The following is a 19,358-nucleotide window of genomic DNA, read 5'->3' as shown; positions in this document are numbered from 1 at the left end:
TGCCCTTTGCTATTTGGCAATAGAGTTTTGCTGAGCCGCTTTGGGCCCGAACACCTTGCAGAAATTCAGATCATAGTCACCACACTCGGGTGATAGTGCCACCATATCTAACATTGCCGACCTATTACAGCAGTTCTGCAACAAACTCCCGCTCTCGGCTCGAGGTTTGCATCGCTGCATGAGCAGCCTTGGAAATGCGGCCATTTCGTGAGAAAGCGCAAATGTCGGTTTTATCCGCATTGCCGACACTCAAACAGCGTTGCTCTTTAGCAATCCTTCCTACCTTGCACCCCTGCCCCACACAGCCTAGTAAGGCTTTAACAGAAAAGGGAGAGCACGTATGCGTCGTGTCGTCGTCACCGGTTTGGGGATCGTGTCCTCGATCGGGAACAATGCCGAGGAAGTTCTGGCCTCTTTGAAGGCCGGTAAATCCGGTATCGAAGCCAGCCCTGAAATGGCGGAACATGGCTTTCGCAGCCAGATTGCCGGCACCATTAATCTGGACGTCAAAGAGCTGGTGGACAAACGCACCCTGCGCTTTATGGGGCCCGGTGCAGCTTATGCCCATATTGCCATGACCCAGGCGATTGCTGATGCGGGCCTGTCGGATGATCAGGTGGTGAACGAACGCACCGGCCTTGTGGCGGGCTCTGGCGGGCCGTCGACCTCGGCCATGCTGACCGCGCATCAAACCGTGCTGAAAACCGGCGCGACCAAACGGATTGGCCCCTTTGCGGTGCCGAAATGTATGTCCTCGACGATCTCTGCGAACCTTGCGACTGCGTTCAAGATCAAGGGCATCAACTACTCGATTACATCTGCATGCTCGACCTCTCTTCACTGCATCGGCAATGCGGCCGAACAGATCATGATGGGCAAGCAGGACGTGATGTTTGCTGGCGGTGGTGAAGAGCTGGACTGGACATTGTCGTGCCTGTTCGACGCGATGGGCGCGATGTCGTCGAAGAAGAACGACGACCCGACCAAAGCCTCCCGCGCCTTTGATCAGGACCGTGATGGGTTTGTGATTTCCGGCGGCGGCGGGATGGTCGTGCTGGAAGATCTGGAACACGCGCTGGCGCGCGGTGCCAAGATTTACGCCGAAGTGACCGGGTTTGCGGCCACATCTGACGGCCACGACATGGTTGCACCATCCGGTGAAGGCGGCGAGCGCGCCATGCGCTTGGCCCTCTCCACCCTGCCCGAAGGGCGCAAAGTGGACTATATTAACGCCCATGGCACATCGACCCCCGTTGGCGATGTGGGTGAGGTTGAGGCCGCACGCCGCGTGTTCGGTGAAGGCGCGGTTCCGCCAATCTCTTCGACCAAATCCATGACCGGCCACGCCCAGGGTGCGGCGGGCGCATTGGAAGCAATCTTCTGCCTTTTGATGCTGGAACATGACTTCATTACCCCCTCCATCAATGTGGACACACTCGCCGATGGCATCCTGCCAGGCGAAGTCGCAACTGATCTGGTGGAAAACGCAGGCCTGGATTCCGTGATGACCAACAGCTTTGGCTTTGGTGGCACTAATGGATCCATGGTTCTCAGCAAATACAAAGGATAACTTCCATGACCGGAGTACTTGAGGGCAAACGCGGCCTCGTCATGGGCGTGGCCAATGACCGTTCTATCGCTTGGGGCATCGCCAAAGCAATGCACGCCGCCGGGGCGGAACTGGCGTTCACCTATCAGGGCGAGGCTTTTGGCAACCGCCTGAAACCGCTTGCCGAAAGTGTTGGAAGCGACTTTATGGTGGATGTGGATGTCACCGATGACGCTTCCCTAGACGCAGCTTTTGCCCAACTGTCTGAACGCTGGCCGACAATCGACTTTGTGGTCCACGCCATTGCCTATTCCGATAAATCCGAGCTGACCGGGCGGTTCCTGGACACAAGCCGCGCGAACTTCAAAAACTCGATGGATATCTCGGCCTATTCCTTTATCGAAGTGGCGCGCCGCGCCTACCCGATGATGCAGGAAAACGGTGGCACCCTTCTGACCCTGACCTATCTGGGCTCGAACCGCGTTGTTCCCAATTACAATGTCATGGGCGTGGCCAAGGCTGCTTTGGAATCCGCGACGCGTTATTTGGCCAATGATCTGGGTCCCGAAGGCATCCGCGTCAACGCGATCTCCCCTGGCCCGATGAAAACCCTAGCTGGTGCCGCAATTGGTGGCGCGCGCAAGACGTTTAAACACACTGACCAGAACGCGCCAATGCGCTCAAACGCAACGCTTGACGCAGTTGGCGGTACGGCTGTGTACCTCGCATCCGATGCAGGTGCTTGCACGACGGGTGAGATCATTCGCGTCGACGGCGGCTTTCACGTGCTTGGCATGCCGCAGCCAGACAACCTCTGATCCGGATTTCGACAGCCTCAACACCATAGAAGACACACAAAAGGCAGCTCAACGGCTGCCTTTTTTCGCGACAACGCCACAGACGGTGGGCAGCGCGCGCCCGCGCGCTGCCAGGCCCAACCAATGCGGGTGCAGCCTTTGGCTGCACCACAATGGGCGGGAGCCCCTGCTTTGCTTGCAAAAACACCCCGCAGTTGCATTCACACTTCCAGGCCCCAACCCCATATGCAAGGGTGCAGCAAGGGAGACGCATGCCATGCCTATTACGACCTGTATCTTTGACGCCTATGGAACTTTGTTCGATGTCACATCAGCCGCACGGCGCGCGGCGCAAGAGCCTGAGTTTCCACATCTTCAGGACCACTGGGTCACCTTGGCAGGCCATTGGCGGCTCAAGCAGCTACAGTACACTTGGTTACGTGCAATCACCAAGGCTCACACGGATTTCTGGATTGTGACCGAGGAAAGCCTGGACTGGGCGCTAGACGCTTGCGGTCTGTCAGGCGACCCCGCGTTGCGCCAACGTCTCTTGGACCTATTTTGGGAGCTCCAAGCCTATCCCGAGGTCCCCAGCGTCCTGAAAAGCCTCAAGGAAAAAGGGTTCAACGTGGCGATCCTCTCAAACGGGTCCCCAAACATGCTGGCCGGGGCCGTGGATTCTGCAGGGGTTCGCGAGGTTCTGGATGATGTGCTGTCCGTCGAAAGCGTTGGGATCTTCAAACCCGCCCACAGCGTCTATGACCTCGTCGGGCAACGGTTTTCCTGCCAGAAAGAAGAGGTTCTGTTTGTCTCCTCCAATGGCTGGGATGCTGCTGCCGCTGGCGGATACGGGTTTACAACCGCTTGGGTGAACCGCTTGAACGAACCCACGGACAGGCTCCCTTGGGTGCCGGACTATACCCTGTGCAACCTCAACCCAATCCCGGATCTGGCGGACGCGCAAAATGGCTAATTTTGAAACGCAGGACGGGCTGCGATTGTATTACACCGATACCGCAGACAGCACCCAGGATGCCAAACTCCCGCTGATCTGTCTGCCGGGACTAACACGCTGCGGCCTGGATTTTCGCTATTTCGCCCCACATGCGCAGGCCTATCGGATAATCACCCTGGACGCGCGGGGGCGTGGTCGCTCGGCCTATGACAACAATTTCATGAACTACAATGTCCTCCAAGAGGCGCAGGACGTTCTGGCGCTGATGGACCATCTGGGATTAAAAACCGCAGCCATCCTGGGCACGTCGCGCGGCGGGTTGGTCGCAATGACGCTGGCCGCCACGGCCAAGGACCGGCTGGCGGCCGTCATCCTCAATGATGTGGGTCCTGAAATTCCAAGTGATGGGCTGGCGCGGATCATGGACTACCTCGGCCGCAAACCAGCGGCCAAAACGCTGGAGCTCGCGGCACAACAACTGCACGCAGCAATGGCGCCGGCGTTTCCGGACGTCCCTTCTCAGCGCTGGCGGGAAGAGGTCGAAACCTTTTACACCCAGACAGATGACGGTCTCGACTTGAGATATGACGCCAAGATGCGCGACGCGCTGCTGGCTCAGGCCCAAGCCTTGGGCGACACAGTTCCGGATCTTTGGCCGATGTACATGGCCCTGGAAGGTCTCCCCCTTGGCGTGCTGCGTGGTGCGAATTCTGATATTCTCTCGGCTGAGACGTTTCAGAAAATGCGCGATGCGATCCCTTCTGCTGTAGCCCAAGAAATTCCCAACCGTGGCCATGTGCCGTTCCTGGATGAACCTGAGGCGGTTGAAACCATCCATACCGTGCTGGAGCAAACCCAATGGCAACCATAGAAAAAATCGAAGCCGCCGCCAAACGCCTGCATGGCAAGGCCCGCGTCACGCCTCTGCTGTCGTCACCTGACCTCGACGCTATTGCCGGGCGACGTGTATTGGTCAAAGCGGAATGTTTGCAGCACACCGGTTCGTTCAAGTTTCGCGGCGGTTGGGCCGCCCTTTCGGCGCTTGGATTTCATCAACGCAAACGTGGGGTGATTGCCTACTCCAGCGGCAATCACGCCCAAGGGGTTGCCGCCGCTGCCAAGGCCCACAACACGCCCGCTGTCATTGTGATGCCCGCGGATGCCCCAAAGCTTAAAATCGACAATACCCGCGCCTTGGGGGCTGAAGTTGTACTTTATGACCGCGTTGGTGGCGAAAGCCGCGAAGAGGTCGGCGCGGCTCTCGCAGAAGAGCGCGGGCTGACGTTGGTGACGCCTTATGAAAACCCTGAGGTCGTCGCGGGCCAAGGCAGTGTTGGTCTGGAAATCGCGCGGCAGGCAGCGGAATTGGGCATAACCCAAGCCGATGTGGCCATCTGTTGCGGTGGCGGTGGGCTGGCTGCGGGAACCGCGCTGGCGCTCGAAAAATACGCGCCGCACATGCGTGTCCGTCCTGTGGAGCCTCAAGGGTTTGACGATATGGCGCGTTCCCTGGCCTCAGGCGAGATTAAATCCAACCCCTCCCAATCCGGATCCATTTGCGACGCGATTCTGACCGTTGAACCAGGGGAAAACACCTTTGCCATTTTATCGCGTCTGGCTGGACCCGGTGTTGTTGTCACCGATGCGCAGGCCATTCACGCAATGGCTCTTGCCTTCTTGCGCTTGAAAATCGTGCTGGAACCCGGTGGCGCCGTATCTTTGGCGGCGGCACTCTTCCAACAGGATGCTTTTGACTGCGATACGGTGATCGCCGTTGCCACAGGGGGCAATGTCGATCCAACAGTGTTCCAATCCGCCCTTTCACAACACCCGTTCTAGGCACAATCGCGAAAGCCGCGATCAAATGGTCAAAGATCGACACGGTAGACCATTAAACCGGTTGCACTGCCCTGCGCTGAGACGGCAAAAAGCCAAAATCAGCCGCAGGAGAGCCACATGACCATCGCAACCATCGGAAACGTTGATCTCCATTATCAGTTGGACGGACCAGAAGACGGGGCGCCGATTGTCTTTGCGCATGCGCTTGGCACGAATTTGACGCTGTGGGATCAGGTCGTGGATCGCTTGCCCAAGTCGCTGCGTGTGCTGCGGTTTGATCTGCGGGGGCACGGGCAGTCCTCAGCCCTCAAAGCTCCCTATCGCATGGGAAATCTGGTCAAGGACGCCGAGGGACTTCTGGCCCATCTGGACATTCGCGATGCGGTCTTTGTCGGCCTGTCCATCGGCGGGATGGTTGCCCAGGGCCTTGCGGTCAAACGGTTGGACCAGATCCGGGCGCTGGTGCTATCGAACACCGCTGCCAAAATCGGCACGCCCAAGATCTGGCAGGACCGCATTGATCTGATCGAGGCCAAAGGCCTGCCCGCCATCGCGGAGCCGACGTTGGATCGCTGGCTGGCGCGTTCAAACCGAAACGGTGAGCTTTCAGATGAATTGCGCGCGATGATCACGAAAACCAGCCCAGACGGATACATCGGCTGTTGCGCAGCGATCTCCGGCACGGATTTTTATACCCCCACCAGCGGATTGCGCCTTCCCACACTGGGTTTGTGCGGAACCGAAGATGGATCGACACCTGCTGATCTGGTGCGCGAAACGGTTGGGCTGATCCCGGGCAGCGAATTTCATCTTATCCGCAGATCCGGCCATATGCCCTGTGTTGAACAACCCGATGCCTTTGCCGAGCATCTGGTGGCCTTCTTGCGCAAAATCGGCCATATCAGCAGCACTTAACGCACAGACAGGAGGCTAGGATGGCCGCATCTCTCTTTGAAAGCCAGCTTTATGGTGGCGCTTTTAACGCCGGAGACGCCGGTCGTCTGTTTTCCGACAGCGCAGAAATACGCGCTATGCTCTTGGTCGAAGGTGCCTTGGCCAAAGCTCAGGGCGCATTGGGTGTCATCCCCGAAATCAGTGCAGCAGCCATTCAACGCGCGGTTATGGAAGTCGCCATTGATCCCGGCGCTTTGCGGGCCGAGACCGCCCAAAATGGTGTACCCGTGCCCGCCCTGGTGTCTGCATTCCGGGCCGAGATGAACGCACCCGAACATGCGCAATATGTGCATTGGGGTGCGACCTCGCAGGACATCATGGACACCGCATTGATGCTGCGCCTGCGCCAGGCCCTGGGGTTGATTGAGGAAAATCTGAAAAACACTCTGTCGCATCTGGCAGAACAGGCCGAAACCAATGCCGCGCTCCCAATGGCTGGGCGCAGCTTTGGTCTACATGCAACACCCACTTCGTTTGGTGCTGTTGTGGCAAGCTGGGGCGCACCTCTTTTGGATCTGCTGGACGAATTGCCAGAGCTGCGCCGCACATCTCTGTTGGTTTCATTGTCGGGGGCGGTTGGAACAGCCAGCGCATTGGGCCCAAAGGCCGACGCCCAACGTGCGGAACTGGCCAAGGGGCTGGCTTTGTCAGACCCGGGGCGCAGCTGGCACACGGACCGCGGGCCCGTGCTACGCATTCTCGGCTGGATGCACCGCGCGACCCTCGCCCTCAGCAAAATGGGACTGGATTGCCACGCGATGGTGCAGACCGGGATCGCAACGCTGCGACTGGCGCAAACGGGCAGTTCCTCAACCATGCCACACAAGCAAAACCCAGTTGCCGCCGCCAAGCTGGTCGCCCTGGCCCAACACAGCACAGGCCTGAATGCGAGCCTCCAATCTGCGGCCACTCACCAATACCAACGCGATGCCGGTGCATGGTTTACCGAATGGCTGTGCCTACCTCAAATCGTACTGGCTGCTGCATCTGCAGCGGAAACCGCGGTCGGGCTTTCCGCGGCCCTTCAGCCACAGGATGCTCAAATGCGCGGCGAACTGTCCCAAAACTTGGACCTGATTCACGCCGAAGCGTTGACATTTGCGCTGGCTCAATCGTTAACTCGAACCCAAGCTCAAGATATCGTGAAAGCCCTCTGTAAAGAAGCTACGGAAACCGGCGTGCCGCTTTCTCAGCTTGCGCAGAAACACGCTTCCGAGGCTGACTTAACTGCCGTTTTCAAGGCTGATGCTCAAATGGGGCAGAGCCGCGAAACAGCAAATAATTTCGCGCAAACAGTGCGTGCTCTCGCTTGAAATGACGGCAATTTAACGCCTGAGCGAACCTAACCGAGTTGCCCGCGTCAGGTGGGTCTCAAGGCTTTCGTCCAAGATCGCCTCGTTACACTTTTATGAAATCTACATCAAAACGCGCCGTGATAAGGATTATTGCGCAATTAGTAGTTTGCTACTTTTTGCCGCGGTGCGAATGCCTAGGCGAAATTACCGTAAAAATCATTTATTTTCAGACATTTAACCCAGAATGACAAACGCTATCAATTGATATTTCGATGTAAATCAAAGCTCTAGATTACGCTAAACTTTTTATGTAATGTGGTAACAGTTTTCCATGTGAGCAATCAAACTTTACGATTATGAATATCTCTTCACAAGCACCTAAACCCGCATTCGAAGACATGTCAGAGAGGGCAGCGACGGCTGCAGCTTTCCTTAAAGCTCTGGCACATGAGGGGCGCCTGATGATCCTTTGTCATCTCATTGAGGGCGAGCGGTCCGTAGGCGAACTCGAAGATCTCTTGGGCCTGCGCCAAGCAGCCGTGAGCCAAATGCTGGCACGCTTACGCGATGAAGGCATGGTCCACACCCGGCGCGCCGGGAAAACGGTTTACTACAGCCTCAAAGATCAAAACGCAGCACAGGTCCTTGAACTTCTGCATGAGATGTTTTGCAAAGACCAACCCGCCGAACCGCAGCCGGCTTAAAAACAAATTTAGTTCGACACATATCCGGCGACCACCTGCAACAGCTTGAAGGCTGTTGAAGCATCGTTTTCAACAACGGCGAGGAATTCTTCTTCGCCGATCCTAAGGCAGGTCAGATCCGTTTTGGCCACCATCGTCAATGCGCGCGCCTCTCGACGGATCAAACCAAGCTCTCCCACAAGACGCCCAGGACCAAAGGTTACGATATAGCGGTCCTCTTGACCAGGTTGCGGCAGATAGAAATCGGCCTCTCCATCCAGGATCATATAGGCACCATCCGACGCCACATCATCCTTTCGGAAAACCGTCTGCCCCGCCTTGGCGTCAAACCAACGTGCTCCAAAGGCCAATAGGCGCAATTGGCGACGATTGAGACCTGAAAACAGTTCCGTTTGCTCCAAAGCTCTGAGTTTTCGCGCCAAATCGGCACTTGCGGCACCATCTTCGACAGCATCAGCCCGCACCTCATCTGTCACCAGACGCCCCTGACGCAGCTCATAATAGGTGTCAAAGACTTCAGGTTTCGAAAACTCAGCACTCAAATAAATCAGCGTGGTCTCAGGCAGAAGCTTCCGCAGGTTCTTGTGCACGGCGATGCGGGTTTCGATGTCATAGCTTGCCATCGCATCATCCAGGATCAGCACATCAGGCCGTTTCACGGTCGCTCGGGAAAACGCCAATGGTTCGGCAAAACTTGCGGGCAGCCCCTGGCCGCCAACCGCAATGGGCAGATCGAAGATCAGCTCAACCACCAGGTCCCGCAGCCCATTGGCGATCAGAATCTGCGACACCAACTTACGAAGCTCTTCCCCCTTGGCCCCTGCCCCATCTGAAATCTTGCCGAACATCGCGTTCTCAAGCACCGTCAGACCGGGTGTAAACGCATCATCCGAAATGGGCGCAAACGTATCTTTCAAGGCTTCACGCATCTCCGGACCATGGGCATGGCGAAACTCCAGAATGCGGCCCTTCATCTCATCCGTGAACGCAGGTCCGATTTTTTCTGCTGAAATCCTGAAGGGCACAATCAACAACTGCGCCAGTTCCATCAGATCCAGCGCCTCTGCACCGTTTTTGCGGGTTTTTTCGGTCAGGGACAGCGCTGTCTCATAGGCCCCGGCGCCAATGCCCAATTTCCGAAACAGCGGGTGATCCACGCCATCCATGCCAAAAGTCTGACGCAACATGTCAACCACGTCCTGGGTCAGGGCAACTAAGTCCTGTACCAGTCCAAGTCTCGATAAATGTTGTAAAAACTCTCTTTGCTGTGTCAGCTGCGCATCGGTCAGCGGATCAAAGGTCGTCGCATAAAGCAGGTTTTCCGCCACAGGCATCGCTGCGTTATAAGCCTTGGGTGCAAAGAACTGGGCGTGCGCATCCAGCTCTGCCTCACGAATGGCCGCTTGGATCTGGGGGCGCAGATTAACAAGCTTTTGCGCCAACATTGGATGGATCTCACCCTGAAACTTCTGATCCAATCCCCGGCGAAACAGAGCCGTTTGCGAGCCGATACCTTCGACCAACCTCAACCACCAACGGCGCAGGTCGCCCTCATTCTCCAGCCGAGCAACACTGGGATCCAGCCAATGAGCATCCAACGGATCTGCGCTGTTGCCGGCCTTGATCGCATCAGCATTGCGCCTCTGATCCCGCGCGACGCTTTGAGGACGCGGTCGCATTGGCATCAAGACGTTGTCGCCGAACGACCCCTGGAACAACACGGGACGTGAGGTCGCATGGCCCACACGTGTTGCCAGCACGGCCTGGTGCATCTGGCGCAGGTCGTGACCCGCGATCGCAACATGTCCCGCAGATGGCAGCACCTCACGGGTCAGCAACTGGGCCAAAGCACGGCGATCTTCCTCAGAAGGCGCCGCTATCCCGACGACATTCCCTTTGGGCAGCGTGGCATTCAAATCCTCCAGGACGAGATTGCCATCGCCATCGCGCACATTCACCCCGTGCAGCACCACATCCCCATTCAAACGGGGAATGTCCTGGGGATCACCCTGCATCAGTTCGGCATCTACCATTCCGGCGGGTGCAAATCGCTCAAGGATCACGTCCCAGCGCAAAGACATGTCTTGGGTTTGATTGTAATAGGCCAAAAGCTCCTTCCAGGGAGAGGCCAGGTCTTTGTAGGCGGCCAAGGCCGCAACCAAAGCACCCAATGAGACTTTGCCCTGAAGAACAAGAAAGCCGCCCACCGCGTAAAAGAAAAACGGGGTCAGCTGCGTTATGAAGTTATTGAGAAACTTCATAAAAAACTTCTTCTTGTAGATTTCAAAGCGGATGTCATAGAGCCGCCCCAGCCGCTCGGTGATCACCGCAAGTCGATATCGCCAGCCGCCGTTCACCCGCAAAGTAGAGGCTCCTGCCGCACTTTCACCGATCTCAGAAGCCAGGGCGCGCACCTGATGTATGCGCTTTTTGTTCAACAAATTGATCCGTCGCTGGAGCATTGGAATTAACCAGCCCTGCAAGGGGATCAAGGCAACCGCAGCCAGCCCGAACCAAAGGTTTTGGGAGAACAAAAAGAACAGAATCGTCAGCATCTGCCCGGCCTGAAGCACTGGCTGGCTGATTGCATCTCCCATCAAGCCCCCCATGGGCTCGCTTTCAGAGGTGACCATAGAGACCAGTTCGCCTTGGCTCACGCGCTCAAAATACGGCTGAGGAAACCGCATGACACGTTCGATCAATTGGAACCTGAGCCGACGCAACATACGCTCGGCCAGGATGCCTTTCATTGTGTTGATCCGCATCTTGAGCAGACCATGGCACAGGACCGACACCAAAAAAGCCCCGCACAGCAGCCACAGGAAATGCAGCTGCTCCAGCTCATACCCCATAACCGCAATGGTGGAGGTCTGCGCACCGATTGCGTCGTTGATGATCCGTTTTGGAAGTTCCAGCGTCAGGTAAAGAAGTGGAAACAAACAGGAGGTAACCACAAGCAGCACAAGTTGATCGCGCTTGGAGTACTTCCAAATAAACTTAAATAGAGAACGTTCGATGACCCTGCTCCGGATTTTGGCCTCGGCTTTGTACATTTAGCCTTCCAGAGGCCTCTCGCCAAGCCCAACGAAGTACCGAAAGTTTTGAGAGTTCTGTGCTTTGACTCAAATCGCAGTATTTGCCAATGGGCGGAAAAACCGTAAGGTTCAAATCAATTAAGATCTTAAGAAGGAAAAACCGTTGTCCGAGCATATCGTATCTTTGCTGGCCTTACTGCTGTTGTTGCAGGTCAAGCATATGTTCGCAGACTTTTTCCTTCAGACCCCCCGTATGCTGTCAGGACGCAGTATTTACCTTCATTTGGGGCGGGCCCAACATGCCACAGTTCACCTTATCGGCACCGCCGCGGTTTTTTTGCTGCTCTCTTCACCTGTTTTATTTGCGATTATGATCTGCGTTTTGGAGTGGATTGCACATTTCCACATCGATTTTGCCAAAGCCAGATACAACGAATGCAAATCACTGAAACCAAATCAGGCGCATTACTGGTGGGCGATGGGAACGGATCAGGCGCTTCATCAGGCGACCTATCTGGCGATGGGCTGGGCTTGGTGCGCATTTGTGCTCGTTTGACGCTTTTTCGACCCAAGGCTTAAACACGTTTTTGCGACTGTTCTTGTGAACATTTGAATTGCCCCGGCATGAAATGGCGCTCTCGACAGTGGATGTGCCTTTTTTGCCGTTGGTTAGCTTTGAGCTTTCAACAGATGAAATTTTAATCCTAAACAGTATTGTTATCGCTTAACATCGCGTAGGCTCATAGCAGGGTATCCCTGTTATGGAACCGCAAATTGGCATGTGTAAATCATTTGACGGCGAAAGGACATTCGCGCGATGCTGACAAGCGAACATCACTCTGGGAAGACCATGCAGATTAAGGGCCAGCACTATTTATCGCATCTTGTGACCCCGCACGGAGAGACTTTCACCAGATGAGCGCTCTTTTTGCGGTGAATAATCTCAGCATTTCCTTTGCTGGGAGCACCCCAGTGGTGAATGATGTCAGCTTTGCTCTTCAAGCCGGCGAAACGCTTGCGTTGGTTGGGGAAAGCGGTTCAGGAAAAACGCTGACCTGCCGCGCCGCCTTGGGCATTCTGCCACGGACCGCAAAGATCACATCAGGCCAGATAAATCTTCGCCTGGATCAAGGACCGGTGGATCTGCTTCGGTTGGACAAGCGTTCCCTGCGGGACATTCGCGGCAATCACGTCTCGATGATCTTCCAAGAGCCCATGCGGTCCTTGTCACCGCTGCATCGGATCGGCAACCAAGTTGTCGAAGTCCTGCATCTGCATGGTGGGCCGATGGGTGCCAAGGCGCGGCAAAAGGTTCTGGATGTCTTTGAGCAGGTTGGCTTTCCAGATCCGGAACGCACCTATCGCTCTTATCCGTTTGAACTGTCGGGCGGCATGCGCCAACGCGCCATGATCGCCATGGCCATGGTGGCGCGTCCCAAGCTGATGATCGCGGATGAGCCAACAACCGCGCTGGATGTTACAACCCAAGCCCAGGTTTTGGGACTGATGAAGGATCTGCAGCAACAGACCGGAATGGCCATGATCCTGGTCACACATGATCTGGGTGTCGTGGCCAATATGGCGGAAAAAGTTGTTGTGATGCACAAGGGTTCCGTCATGGAAGCCGGCGATGCCGCACCGATCCTAGATGCGCCAGCCCATCCCTATACACGGGCACTGATCAACGCAGCCCCCCGCATCCCCGAGGCGCCGACACCGGTGACCACACAACCAAAGGAAGACGTGATCCTTGAGCTGAAAAGCGTGGCCAAAACCTATAAGCTGCGCTCCGGGCGAGGATGGTCCGCTCCGCAGATGGTCCATGCCTGCCGTGGTGTCGATCTGGCGTTGGAGCGGGGAAAGACATTGGCCATCGTTGGTGAAAGCGGATCGGGCAAGACAACGGCGGCGCGGATTGCGCTTGGGGCGGAATTGCCGGATCCGGGCGGGCAGGTCCTATTTCGCAGCGCAGCCGGCGCAGATGCGCTGCCGGTGCACGCGATGGACCACGCAACGCGGCTCAAGTTTCAGCGCGAAGCACAGATGGTGTTTCAAGACCCCTACTCTTCGCTCAGCCCGCGCATGCGGATTCAAGACGCGCTGACCGAACCCTTGGAAATCCACGAGATTGGCGACCGCAGTTCCCGGCGGGAAAAGGCGGCAGACCTCTTGCGTTTGGTCGGTCTGGGCCCTGACATGATGCTACGTTATCCCCATGCGTTTTCTGGCGGTCAACGCCAACGCCTTTCCATCGCGCGGGCCCTGATGCTGGACCCGAAACTTGTGGTCTGTGATGAGCCGACCTCGGCCCTGGATGTTTCCGTCCAGGAACAGATCCTGTTGTTGCTGGAAGAGATCCGCGAACACAAGAAACTGTCCTATTTATTCATCAGCCACGACCTTGCAGTGGTGGCCCGCATCGCAGATGAGGTTGCAGTAATGCGACGTGGACTGGTGGTTGAACAGGCCACACCAGCCGAACTTTTTTACAATCCTCAACATCCGTACACAAAAGCGCTGATTGCCGCCCAGCCCGAGCCCGAGATCGGCCGCCCGATCAACCTCAAACTGGTTGCCCAAGGCGCAGGTGAGCCAGGATCCTGGCCCGAAGCCTTTCGATTTGCGGCAAATGACGCGCCACCTTTGATACAACTGAAGCCAGGACATAAGGTGAGGTGTCATGTCTAAACTCTTGCGTTTCCTGTGCCTTTCAACAGTTGCACTTTCTTTGTCCACGCAGTTATCCACAGCTGACGAGCGACCTGTTTTCCAGGAAAGCTCCTTTTGGCAATCAGAGGTAAAGGCCAATCACCTGCCGCCGGTGGACGAGCGCTTGCCAGAGGTGCCATTGGTTGTGGATCTTGCGGCCAAGGGGCGCAGTTTTGGGGTGCAGGGTGGTACGCTGAACACCATGGTCAGCCGTTCCAAAGACATCCGGCAGATGGTTGTTTATGGCTATGCACGTTTGGTCGGATACGATCAGGACTACAACCTGAAACCAGATCTTCTGCTGGCTTGCGAAACGGAAGACAACCGCACGTTCACCCTGCGCTTGCGTCCCGGTCACAAATGGTCAAATGGCGCGCCTTTTACCGCCGAGGATTTCCGGTACTGGTGGGAGGATGTGGCCAACAACCCGCTGCTCAGCCCCGCGGGCCCACCCGATTTCCTGCGTGTCGATGGCGAGCTGCCCAAAGTCAGCTTTCCGGATGACACCACAGTGATCTACGCGTGGTCGACGCCAAATCCCAATTTCATGCAAAGCCTCGCCCAGGCACGGCCGCCGTTCATTTACCGACCTTCAGAATACCTCAAAAACTTCCACGCTGATTTCACGTCACCAGAAGATTTGCAGGAAGAGGTGGACTATTTCCGGGTGAAGTCCTGGGCCGCGCTGCACAACAAGCTCGACAATATGTACAAGTTCGACAATCACGAGCTGCCAACTCTGCAGCCTTGGATGAACGCATCCTCGGGCAAGAAGATCCGCCATCAGTTTGTTAAGAACCCCTATTACCACCGGGTCGACAGCCGCGGCATCCAGCTGCCCTATATTGATACGGTTGAGATGGAGATCGTGTCGGGCGGGTTGATTGCGGCCAAATCCAATGCAGGCGAAGCGGATCTGCAGGCCCGTGGGCTGGGCTTTCGAGACATCCCAATCCTGCGCAAAGGCGAGAACGAAGGCGGCAACTATCGGTCCGTGCTTTGGCAAAGTGGTGCGGCTTCACAGATTGCGATCTACCCCAATTTAAACGTCAACGACCCGGTGTGGCGTAAAACGCTGCGGGACGTACGCGTCCGTCGCGCCCTCTCCCTGGCGATCAATCGGCGCGCCATCAACAAAGCGCTCTATTTCAAACTGGGCCACCCCGGTGCCATGGCCGTTCTGGAGAAAAGCCCGTTTTACGAGGAAAAGATGCGCACCGCCTGGTCCGCCTATGATCCTGAATTGGCCAACCAGCTGCTGGACGAAGCAGGGCTGACGGAGAGGGACGCCTATGGCATCCGTTATTTGCCCGATGGCCGCCAGATGCAGCTGGTGGTGGAAACAGCGGGTGAGCGGCAAGAGGTTGAAAACGCGCTGCAGATCATCACCGATGATTGGAAAGATGTTGGTATCAAACTGATCCTGCGTCCGCTGGATCGGGACATCCTGCGCAATCGGGTGTTTTCAGGCACCACGATGGCCTCGGTCTGGTATGGTTGGGACAATGGGTTGCCGGGGCCTTATACCTCGCCCTCCTACCTTGCGCCCACGGATCAGACGTTTCTGGCCTGGCCCAAATGGGGGCAATTCTATCAGACCAGCGGCCAGGTGGGCGAAGCACCGGATGACCCTGCAGCCGAAGAGTTGATGCATTTAATGCATGCCTGGAACATTGCCACAACCGACGAAGAGCGCAGCCGGATCTGGCATGACATGCTGATGATTCACGCGGAACAAGTTTACGGCATCGGCCTGGTTGCAGGCGCGCCACAGCCGGTGGTGATCAATCGCAAGCTGCGCAACGTGCCCGAAAAAGGGATCTGGGCCTGGGACCCCGGTGCACATTTTGGCATTCACCGAATGGATGAGTTTTATTTTGAAGGTGGCCAAGGCTGATGCAGATCCTGCGCTATGCACTCTATCGATTTGCCACCATGCTGTTGACGCTGTGGGTGGTGTCGATCCTGATATTTATCATCATCAACCTGCCTCCCGGCGATTATCTGTCAAACCAGATTGCTGAACTGCAAGCCTCAGGCCAATCCGCCGGCGTGGCCAAAGCTGAGTTCCTGCGCAAGGAATACGCTCTGGACCGGCCCCTATGGCAGCAATATCTGATCTGGGCAGGGTTTATGCCTGGACCCCATGGGTTTTCCGGGCTGATCCAGGGCAACTTTGGCTGGTCTTTTGAATTTGACGCCCCGGTGGCGGATATCGTGGGTGACAGCCTGTGGATGACGGTGATGGTCAATCTGGCCGCCGTTTTGTTCGTCTACCTTGTCGCCCTTCCCTTGGGCGTTCTGGCCGCAGCGCGGGCGCGCACCTGGGTGGATTATACCTCTGCCTTTGTGGGCTATCTTGGTCTTGCGACACCAAACTTCCTGCTGGCGCTGGTGCTGTTTTATTATGGCCACAAGCACCTGAACCTGCCGATTGGCGGCTTGATGGATCCAATCTATGAAAACGCGCCCATGTCCTGGGACAAGGTGAAATCGATCCTGCTGCACCTGATCGTGCCAACCTTTGTGATCGGCACATCGGGAGCCTCGGCCATGATGCAGCGTCTTCGGGCCAACATGCTGGATGAGCTGGGCAAACCCTATGTGGAAACCGCCATCGCCAAGGGCATGCCGCCGCGTCGTATGTTGATGAAATACCCGCTGCGCGTGGCCTTTAACCCCTTTGTTGCGGATATCGGCAACCTGCTGCCCTCGATGGTCTCGGGCTCGGTTCTGGTGTCGGTTGTTCTGGGCCTGCAAACCATTGGCCCGGATCTGCTGCAGGCGCTCAAATCGCAAGATATGTTCTTGTCCGCCTTTGTGCTGATGTTTGTGGCGCTGTTAACGTTGATCGGCACAATGATCTCTGACGTTCTTTTGGTCCTGTTGGACCCCCGCATCCGCTATGAGGGGCGCAAAGCATGACCAAAGACACCCGTTACGTCAGCGACGCCCCCTTTGATCCCGCCCCCGCTTTGCAAGAAATCGAGCGCAAGGATCTGGATGCGCCCAATTGGCTTTTGGTCTGGCGCAAATTCCGCACCCACCGTCTGGGGCTGATATCCGGCGCCTTCCTGCTGTTTTGCTACCTGCTGCTGCCGTTCATCGGCTTTGTTGCGCCTTATGGCCCCAACGAACGCCATGCGGAGCATCTCTATTCACCTCCGCAAAGCATCCACTTCTTTCATCAGGGTGAATTCCTTGGCCCCTTCATCTATCCGATGACCTCCGAGGCCAATCTGGAAACTTTCCAATGGGAATTCATTCCCGACCTCGACAACCCGCGCAAACTGCGGTTTTTCTGCGAAGGCAAGACGTACCGTATCGCAGGCATCATCCCGGCCGACACCCATCTGTTCTGCCCGCCGGAAACTTTGGAAGAAGAAGTTGTGCCCTTCTTCCTGTGGGGGTCTGACCGTTTGGGACGTGATGTGTTCAGCCGCATTCTTTATGGCGCTCAACTGTCGCTGACCGTGGGTTTGATCGGCATCTCCGTATCCTTTGTGCTTGGCATCTTCTTTGGCTCGCTGGCGGGGTACTTTGGCGGCACCCTTGATTGGGTGATTAACCGCGTGATTGAGATCTTGCGCTCCTTGCCCGAACTCCCCTTGTGGCTCGCGCTTTCTGCGGCGGTGCCATCATACTGGTCACCCATTGCGGTGTTCTTTGTCATCTCCATCATCCTAGGCCTGTTGGATTGGCCCGGACTGGCCAGAGCCGTACGCGCCAAATTCCTGTCCTTGCGAGAAGAGGAATATGTGCGCGCCGCCGAAATGATGGGGGCAAGCTCTGGCCGGGTGATCCGTAAACACCTTTTGCCAAATTTCCTCAGCCACCTGATCGCCTCGGCCACGCTATCGATCCCGGCCATGATCCTGGGGGAGACGGCGCTGTCCTATCTGGGCCTTGGCCTGCGGGCCCCGGCTGTCAGCTGGGGTGTGATGCTGAACGACGCGCAAAACCTCGCCAGTATCGAGATCTACCCCTGGACCGCCATCCCAATGCTGCCCATCGTGGTTGTCGTGCTTGCCTTTAACTTCTTAGGCGACGGTCTGCGCGACAGTCTGGATCCATACCAGCAATGAGCCTGCGCACCACCCTGCCCACGCCGAACATGTTTGAAACGGTCGGCGCAGGAATCGCACCCAGCGCCTTTGCTGTCACCGATCTTGTAACCCGCGCCATTGCTGCGGTGGGTGTGGAGCTTGCGGGTTTTATGACGGCCACGGGCTTGGCTGCGGCTCCCTCAGTCGTGGTAGATCAACGCCTTGCCACGCTGTGGGGAAAATACAGCTTTCGCCCAGACGGTTGGGAGATGCCAAACCTCTGGGACGATCTGGCAGGTGTCTACAAGACCCAAGACGGATGGATCCGTCTGCACACCAACCTGCCGCATCATCGCTCTGCCGCTTTGGCCACCCTCACCTGCGCGCCCACACGCAGCGCGGTATCCGCCACTTTGCGTAGACTGTCGGCAGACGCAGTAGAGCGGGACATTCATGCAGCCGGAGGTGTTGCAGCCGCCCTGCGCAGCCCGGAAAGCTGGGCGAACCATCCTCAAGGTCAGGCCTTGGCGCAGGAACCCTCGATCTCATGGCAAAGGCCACGGGTGGTCAAAGCGCGCTCCCTTGAAAACGCAACAGAACAACGCCCTTTGAAGGGCCTGCGCGTATTGGACCTGACCCGCGTTCTGGCAGGCCCGATTGCCACCCGCGCGCTGGCAGGCCTCGGGGCCGAAGTATTGCGAATCGATCCTCCCGGCTGGGACGAACCCGGGGTGATCCCGGATATCGCTCTGGGGAAATCCATGGCCACGCTGGATCTCAAAACACCGCAAGGACGCGCGCGTTTGTCTGACTTGCTGGCAGAGGCTGACGTGCTGGTCCATGGCTACCGCCCCGGCGCATTGGCCGCGCTTGGATTTGGGCCGGACGCACTGGATGCGCTTGCCCCCAATCGGGTGGAGGTCACGCTCAACGCTTATGGCTGGACCGGCCCCTGGGCCCTGCGGCGTGGTTTTGACAGTCTGGTGCAAATGAGCTGTGGCATCAATCATCGCGGCAGGGCTTGGGCGAACAAGACCGAACCGCACCCTTTGCCGTTTCAAGCTTTGGATCATGCCACCGGCTATCTGATGGCAGCGGCCGTACTGTCCGCTCTGACCCAGGCCCAAACCCATGCGCCCATTGGAACCGCGCATCTGTCCCTGGCCCGCACAGCGCTGGAATTGACGCAGCTCTCACCCCATGCAACCGGCCCCGAAATCCTCGACTGGGTTGACAGCGATTTCACCCCTGCCGTTGAACAAACAAGCTGGGGGCCCGGCCACCGCCTGCACAGCCCCCTCTCGGTTGGGCAAACGCAGCTGAAGTGGACCCGCCCCGCTGTTGCCTGCGGCAGTCATCCTGCGTCCTGGCCGTCAGCTCCAGCCACTTAAACACATCGGCCTCAAAAGAGACCTCAGCGACCCCAAAACGCAACCGCCGCCGATCCCCGCAGGGGCACGGCGGCCTGGCCCAAC

Annotated in this window: 15 protein-coding genes; 14 read left to right on the top strand and 1 reads right to left on the bottom strand. The window is 57.0% G+C overall.

Annotated elements, in window-relative coordinates; all coding sequences use genetic code 11:
- Nucleotides 1-340 precede the first annotated feature (340 nt).
- From fabB to GFB49_RS12315, 8 genes are all read left to right on the top strand, one after another.
- Complete coding sequence (gene fabB, locus GFB49_RS12350; protein ID WP_153216191.1) at nt 341-1,570, top strand: beta-ketoacyl-ACP synthase I; 1,230 nt, start codon at nt 341-343, stop codon at nt 1,568-1,570.
- Between the two features lie 5 nt (nt 1,571-1,575).
- Nucleotides 1,576-2,367: an enoyl-ACP reductase FabI gene (locus tag GFB49_RS12345; protein WP_153216190.1), complete on the top strand. Its 792-nt coding sequence runs from the start codon at nt 1,576-1,578 to the stop codon at nt 2,365-2,367.
- Nucleotides 2,368-2,623: 256 nt separating this feature from the next.
- Nucleotides 2,624-3,319 carry a haloacid dehalogenase type II gene (locus GFB49_RS12340; protein ID WP_153216189.1) on the top strand — a complete coding sequence of 232 codons (696 nt, stop codon included), beginning with the start codon at nt 2,624-2,626 and terminating at the stop codon, nt 3,317-3,319.
- Nucleotides 3,312-4,172 carry an alpha/beta fold hydrolase gene (locus GFB49_RS12335; protein WP_153216188.1) on the top strand — a complete coding sequence of 287 codons (861 nt, stop codon included), beginning with the start codon at nt 3,312-3,314 and terminating at the stop codon, nt 4,170-4,172. The genes GFB49_RS12340 and GFB49_RS12335 overlap by 8 nt, the downstream gene beginning before the upstream one ends.
- Nucleotides 4,160-5,140, top strand: a complete 981-nt coding sequence (locus tag GFB49_RS12330; protein WP_153216187.1) for a threonine ammonia-lyase — start codon at nt 4,160-4,162, stop codon at nt 5,138-5,140. Before GFB49_RS12335 ends, GFB49_RS12330 begins: the two co-directional genes overlap by 13 nt.
- A 117-nt stretch (nt 5,141-5,257) precedes the next feature.
- Complete coding sequence (gene pcaD, locus GFB49_RS12325) at nt 5,258-6,055, top strand: 3-oxoadipate enol-lactonase (protein WP_153216186.1); 798 nt, start codon at nt 5,258-5,260, stop codon at nt 6,053-6,055.
- A gap of 20 nt (nt 6,056-6,075) precedes the next feature.
- Nucleotides 6,076-7,407: a lyase family protein gene (locus GFB49_RS12320; protein WP_153216185.1), complete on the top strand. Its 1,332-nt coding sequence runs from the start codon at nt 6,076-6,078 to the stop codon at nt 7,405-7,407.
- A 380-nt stretch (nt 7,408-7,787) separates the two neighbouring features.
- Nucleotides 7,788-8,093: an ArsR/SmtB family transcription factor gene (locus GFB49_RS12315; protein WP_153216292.1), complete on the top strand. Its 306-nt coding sequence runs from the start codon at nt 7,788-7,790 to the stop codon at nt 8,091-8,093.
- A gap of 8 nt (nt 8,094-8,101) precedes the next feature.
- On the opposite strand, the gene GFB49_RS12310 is transcribed toward GFB49_RS12315, so the two are convergent.
- Nucleotides 8,102-11,146, bottom strand: a complete 3,045-nt coding sequence (locus GFB49_RS12310; protein ID WP_153216184.1) for an ABC transporter transmembrane domain-containing protein — start codon at nt 11,144-11,146, stop codon at nt 8,102-8,104.
- 145 nt (nt 11,147-11,291) lie between these two features.
- Between GFB49_RS12310 and GFB49_RS12305 the strand changes: the two genes are divergently transcribed.
- The 6 genes from GFB49_RS12305 to GFB49_RS12280 all read left to right on the top strand — a co-directional run bounded on the left by GFB49_RS12305 (nt 11,292) and on the right by GFB49_RS12280 (nt 19,274).
- Complete coding sequence (locus GFB49_RS12305) at nt 11,292-11,684, top strand: DUF3307 domain-containing protein (RefSeq protein ID WP_153216183.1); 393 nt, start codon at nt 11,292-11,294, stop codon at nt 11,682-11,684.
- A gap of 359 nt (nt 11,685-12,043) precedes the next feature.
- Entirely contained in the window at nt 12,044-13,816 is a 1,773-nt protein-coding gene (locus GFB49_RS12300) for an ABC transporter ATP-binding protein (protein WP_153216182.1), read from the top strand.
- Entirely contained in the window at nt 13,809-15,734 is a 1,926-nt protein-coding gene (locus tag GFB49_RS12295) for an ABC transporter substrate-binding protein (RefSeq protein WP_153216181.1), read from the top strand. Before GFB49_RS12300 ends, GFB49_RS12295 begins: the two co-directional genes overlap by 8 nt.
- A complete protein-coding gene (locus GFB49_RS12290) occupies nt 15,734-16,762 on the top strand; it encodes an ABC transporter permease (protein ID WP_153216180.1) in 1,029 nt (342 codons plus the stop codon). The genes GFB49_RS12295 and GFB49_RS12290 overlap by 1 nt, the downstream gene beginning before the upstream one ends.
- A complete protein-coding gene (locus GFB49_RS12285; RefSeq protein WP_153216179.1) occupies nt 16,759-17,922 on the top strand; it encodes an ABC transporter permease in 1,164 nt (387 codons plus the stop codon). Before GFB49_RS12290 ends, GFB49_RS12285 begins: the two co-directional genes overlap by 4 nt.
- Complete coding sequence (locus GFB49_RS12280; protein ID WP_153216178.1) at nt 17,919-19,274, top strand: CoA transferase; 1,356 nt, start codon at nt 17,919-17,921, stop codon at nt 19,272-19,274. The genes GFB49_RS12285 and GFB49_RS12280 overlap by 4 nt, the downstream gene beginning before the upstream one ends.
- Nucleotides 19,275-19,358: the final 84 nt, after the last annotated feature.

The sequence above is a fragment of the Tritonibacter litoralis genome (assembly GCF_009496005.1).
Taxonomy (GTDB): domain Bacteria; phylum Pseudomonadota; class Alphaproteobacteria; order Rhodobacterales; family Rhodobacteraceae; genus Epibacterium; species Epibacterium litoralis.
This window is presented reverse-complemented; position numbering and strand designations above follow the sequence as displayed.

Coding starts and splice junctions, on each gene's coding strand:
- GFB49_RS12295 (WP_153216181.1), top strand. CDS start 13,809: ATGTCTAAACTCTTGCGTTTCCTGTGCCTTTCAACAGTTGCACTTTCT.
- GFB49_RS12285 (WP_153216179.1), top strand. CDS start 16,759: ATGACCAAAGACACCCGTTACGTCAGCGACGCCCCCTTTGATCCCGCC.
- GFB49_RS12345 (WP_153216190.1), top strand. CDS start 1,576: ATGACCGGAGTACTTGAGGGCAAACGCGGCCTCGTCATGGGCGTGGCC.
- GFB49_RS12320 (WP_153216185.1), top strand. CDS start 6,076: ATGGCCGCATCTCTCTTTGAAAGCCAGCTTTATGGTGGCGCTTTTAAC.
- GFB49_RS12315 (WP_153216292.1), top strand. CDS start 7,788: ATGTCAGAGAGGGCAGCGACGGCTGCAGCTTTCCTTAAAGCTCTGGCA.
- GFB49_RS12335 (WP_153216188.1), top strand. CDS start 3,312: ATGGCTAATTTTGAAACGCAGGACGGGCTGCGATTGTATTACACCGAT.
- GFB49_RS12310 (WP_153216184.1), bottom strand. CDS start 11,146: ATGTACAAAGCCGAGGCCAAAATCCGGAGCAGGGTCATCGAACGTTCT.
- GFB49_RS12290 (WP_153216180.1), top strand. CDS start 15,734: ATGCAGATCCTGCGCTATGCACTCTATCGATTTGCCACCATGCTGTTG.
- GFB49_RS12330 (WP_153216187.1), top strand. CDS start 4,160: ATGGCAACCATAGAAAAAATCGAAGCCGCCGCCAAACGCCTGCATGGC.
- GFB49_RS12300 (WP_153216182.1), top strand. CDS start 12,044: ATGAGCGCTCTTTTTGCGGTGAATAATCTCAGCATTTCCTTTGCTGGG.
- GFB49_RS12340 (WP_153216189.1), top strand. CDS start 2,624: ATGCCTATTACGACCTGTATCTTTGACGCCTATGGAACTTTGTTCGAT.
- pcaD (WP_153216186.1), top strand. CDS start 5,258: ATGACCATCGCAACCATCGGAAACGTTGATCTCCATTATCAGTTGGAC.
- GFB49_RS12280 (WP_153216178.1), top strand. CDS start 17,919: ATGAGCCTGCGCACCACCCTGCCCACGCCGAACATGTTTGAAACGGTC.
- fabB (WP_153216191.1), top strand. CDS start 341: ATGCGTCGTGTCGTCGTCACCGGTTTGGGGATCGTGTCCTCGATCGGG.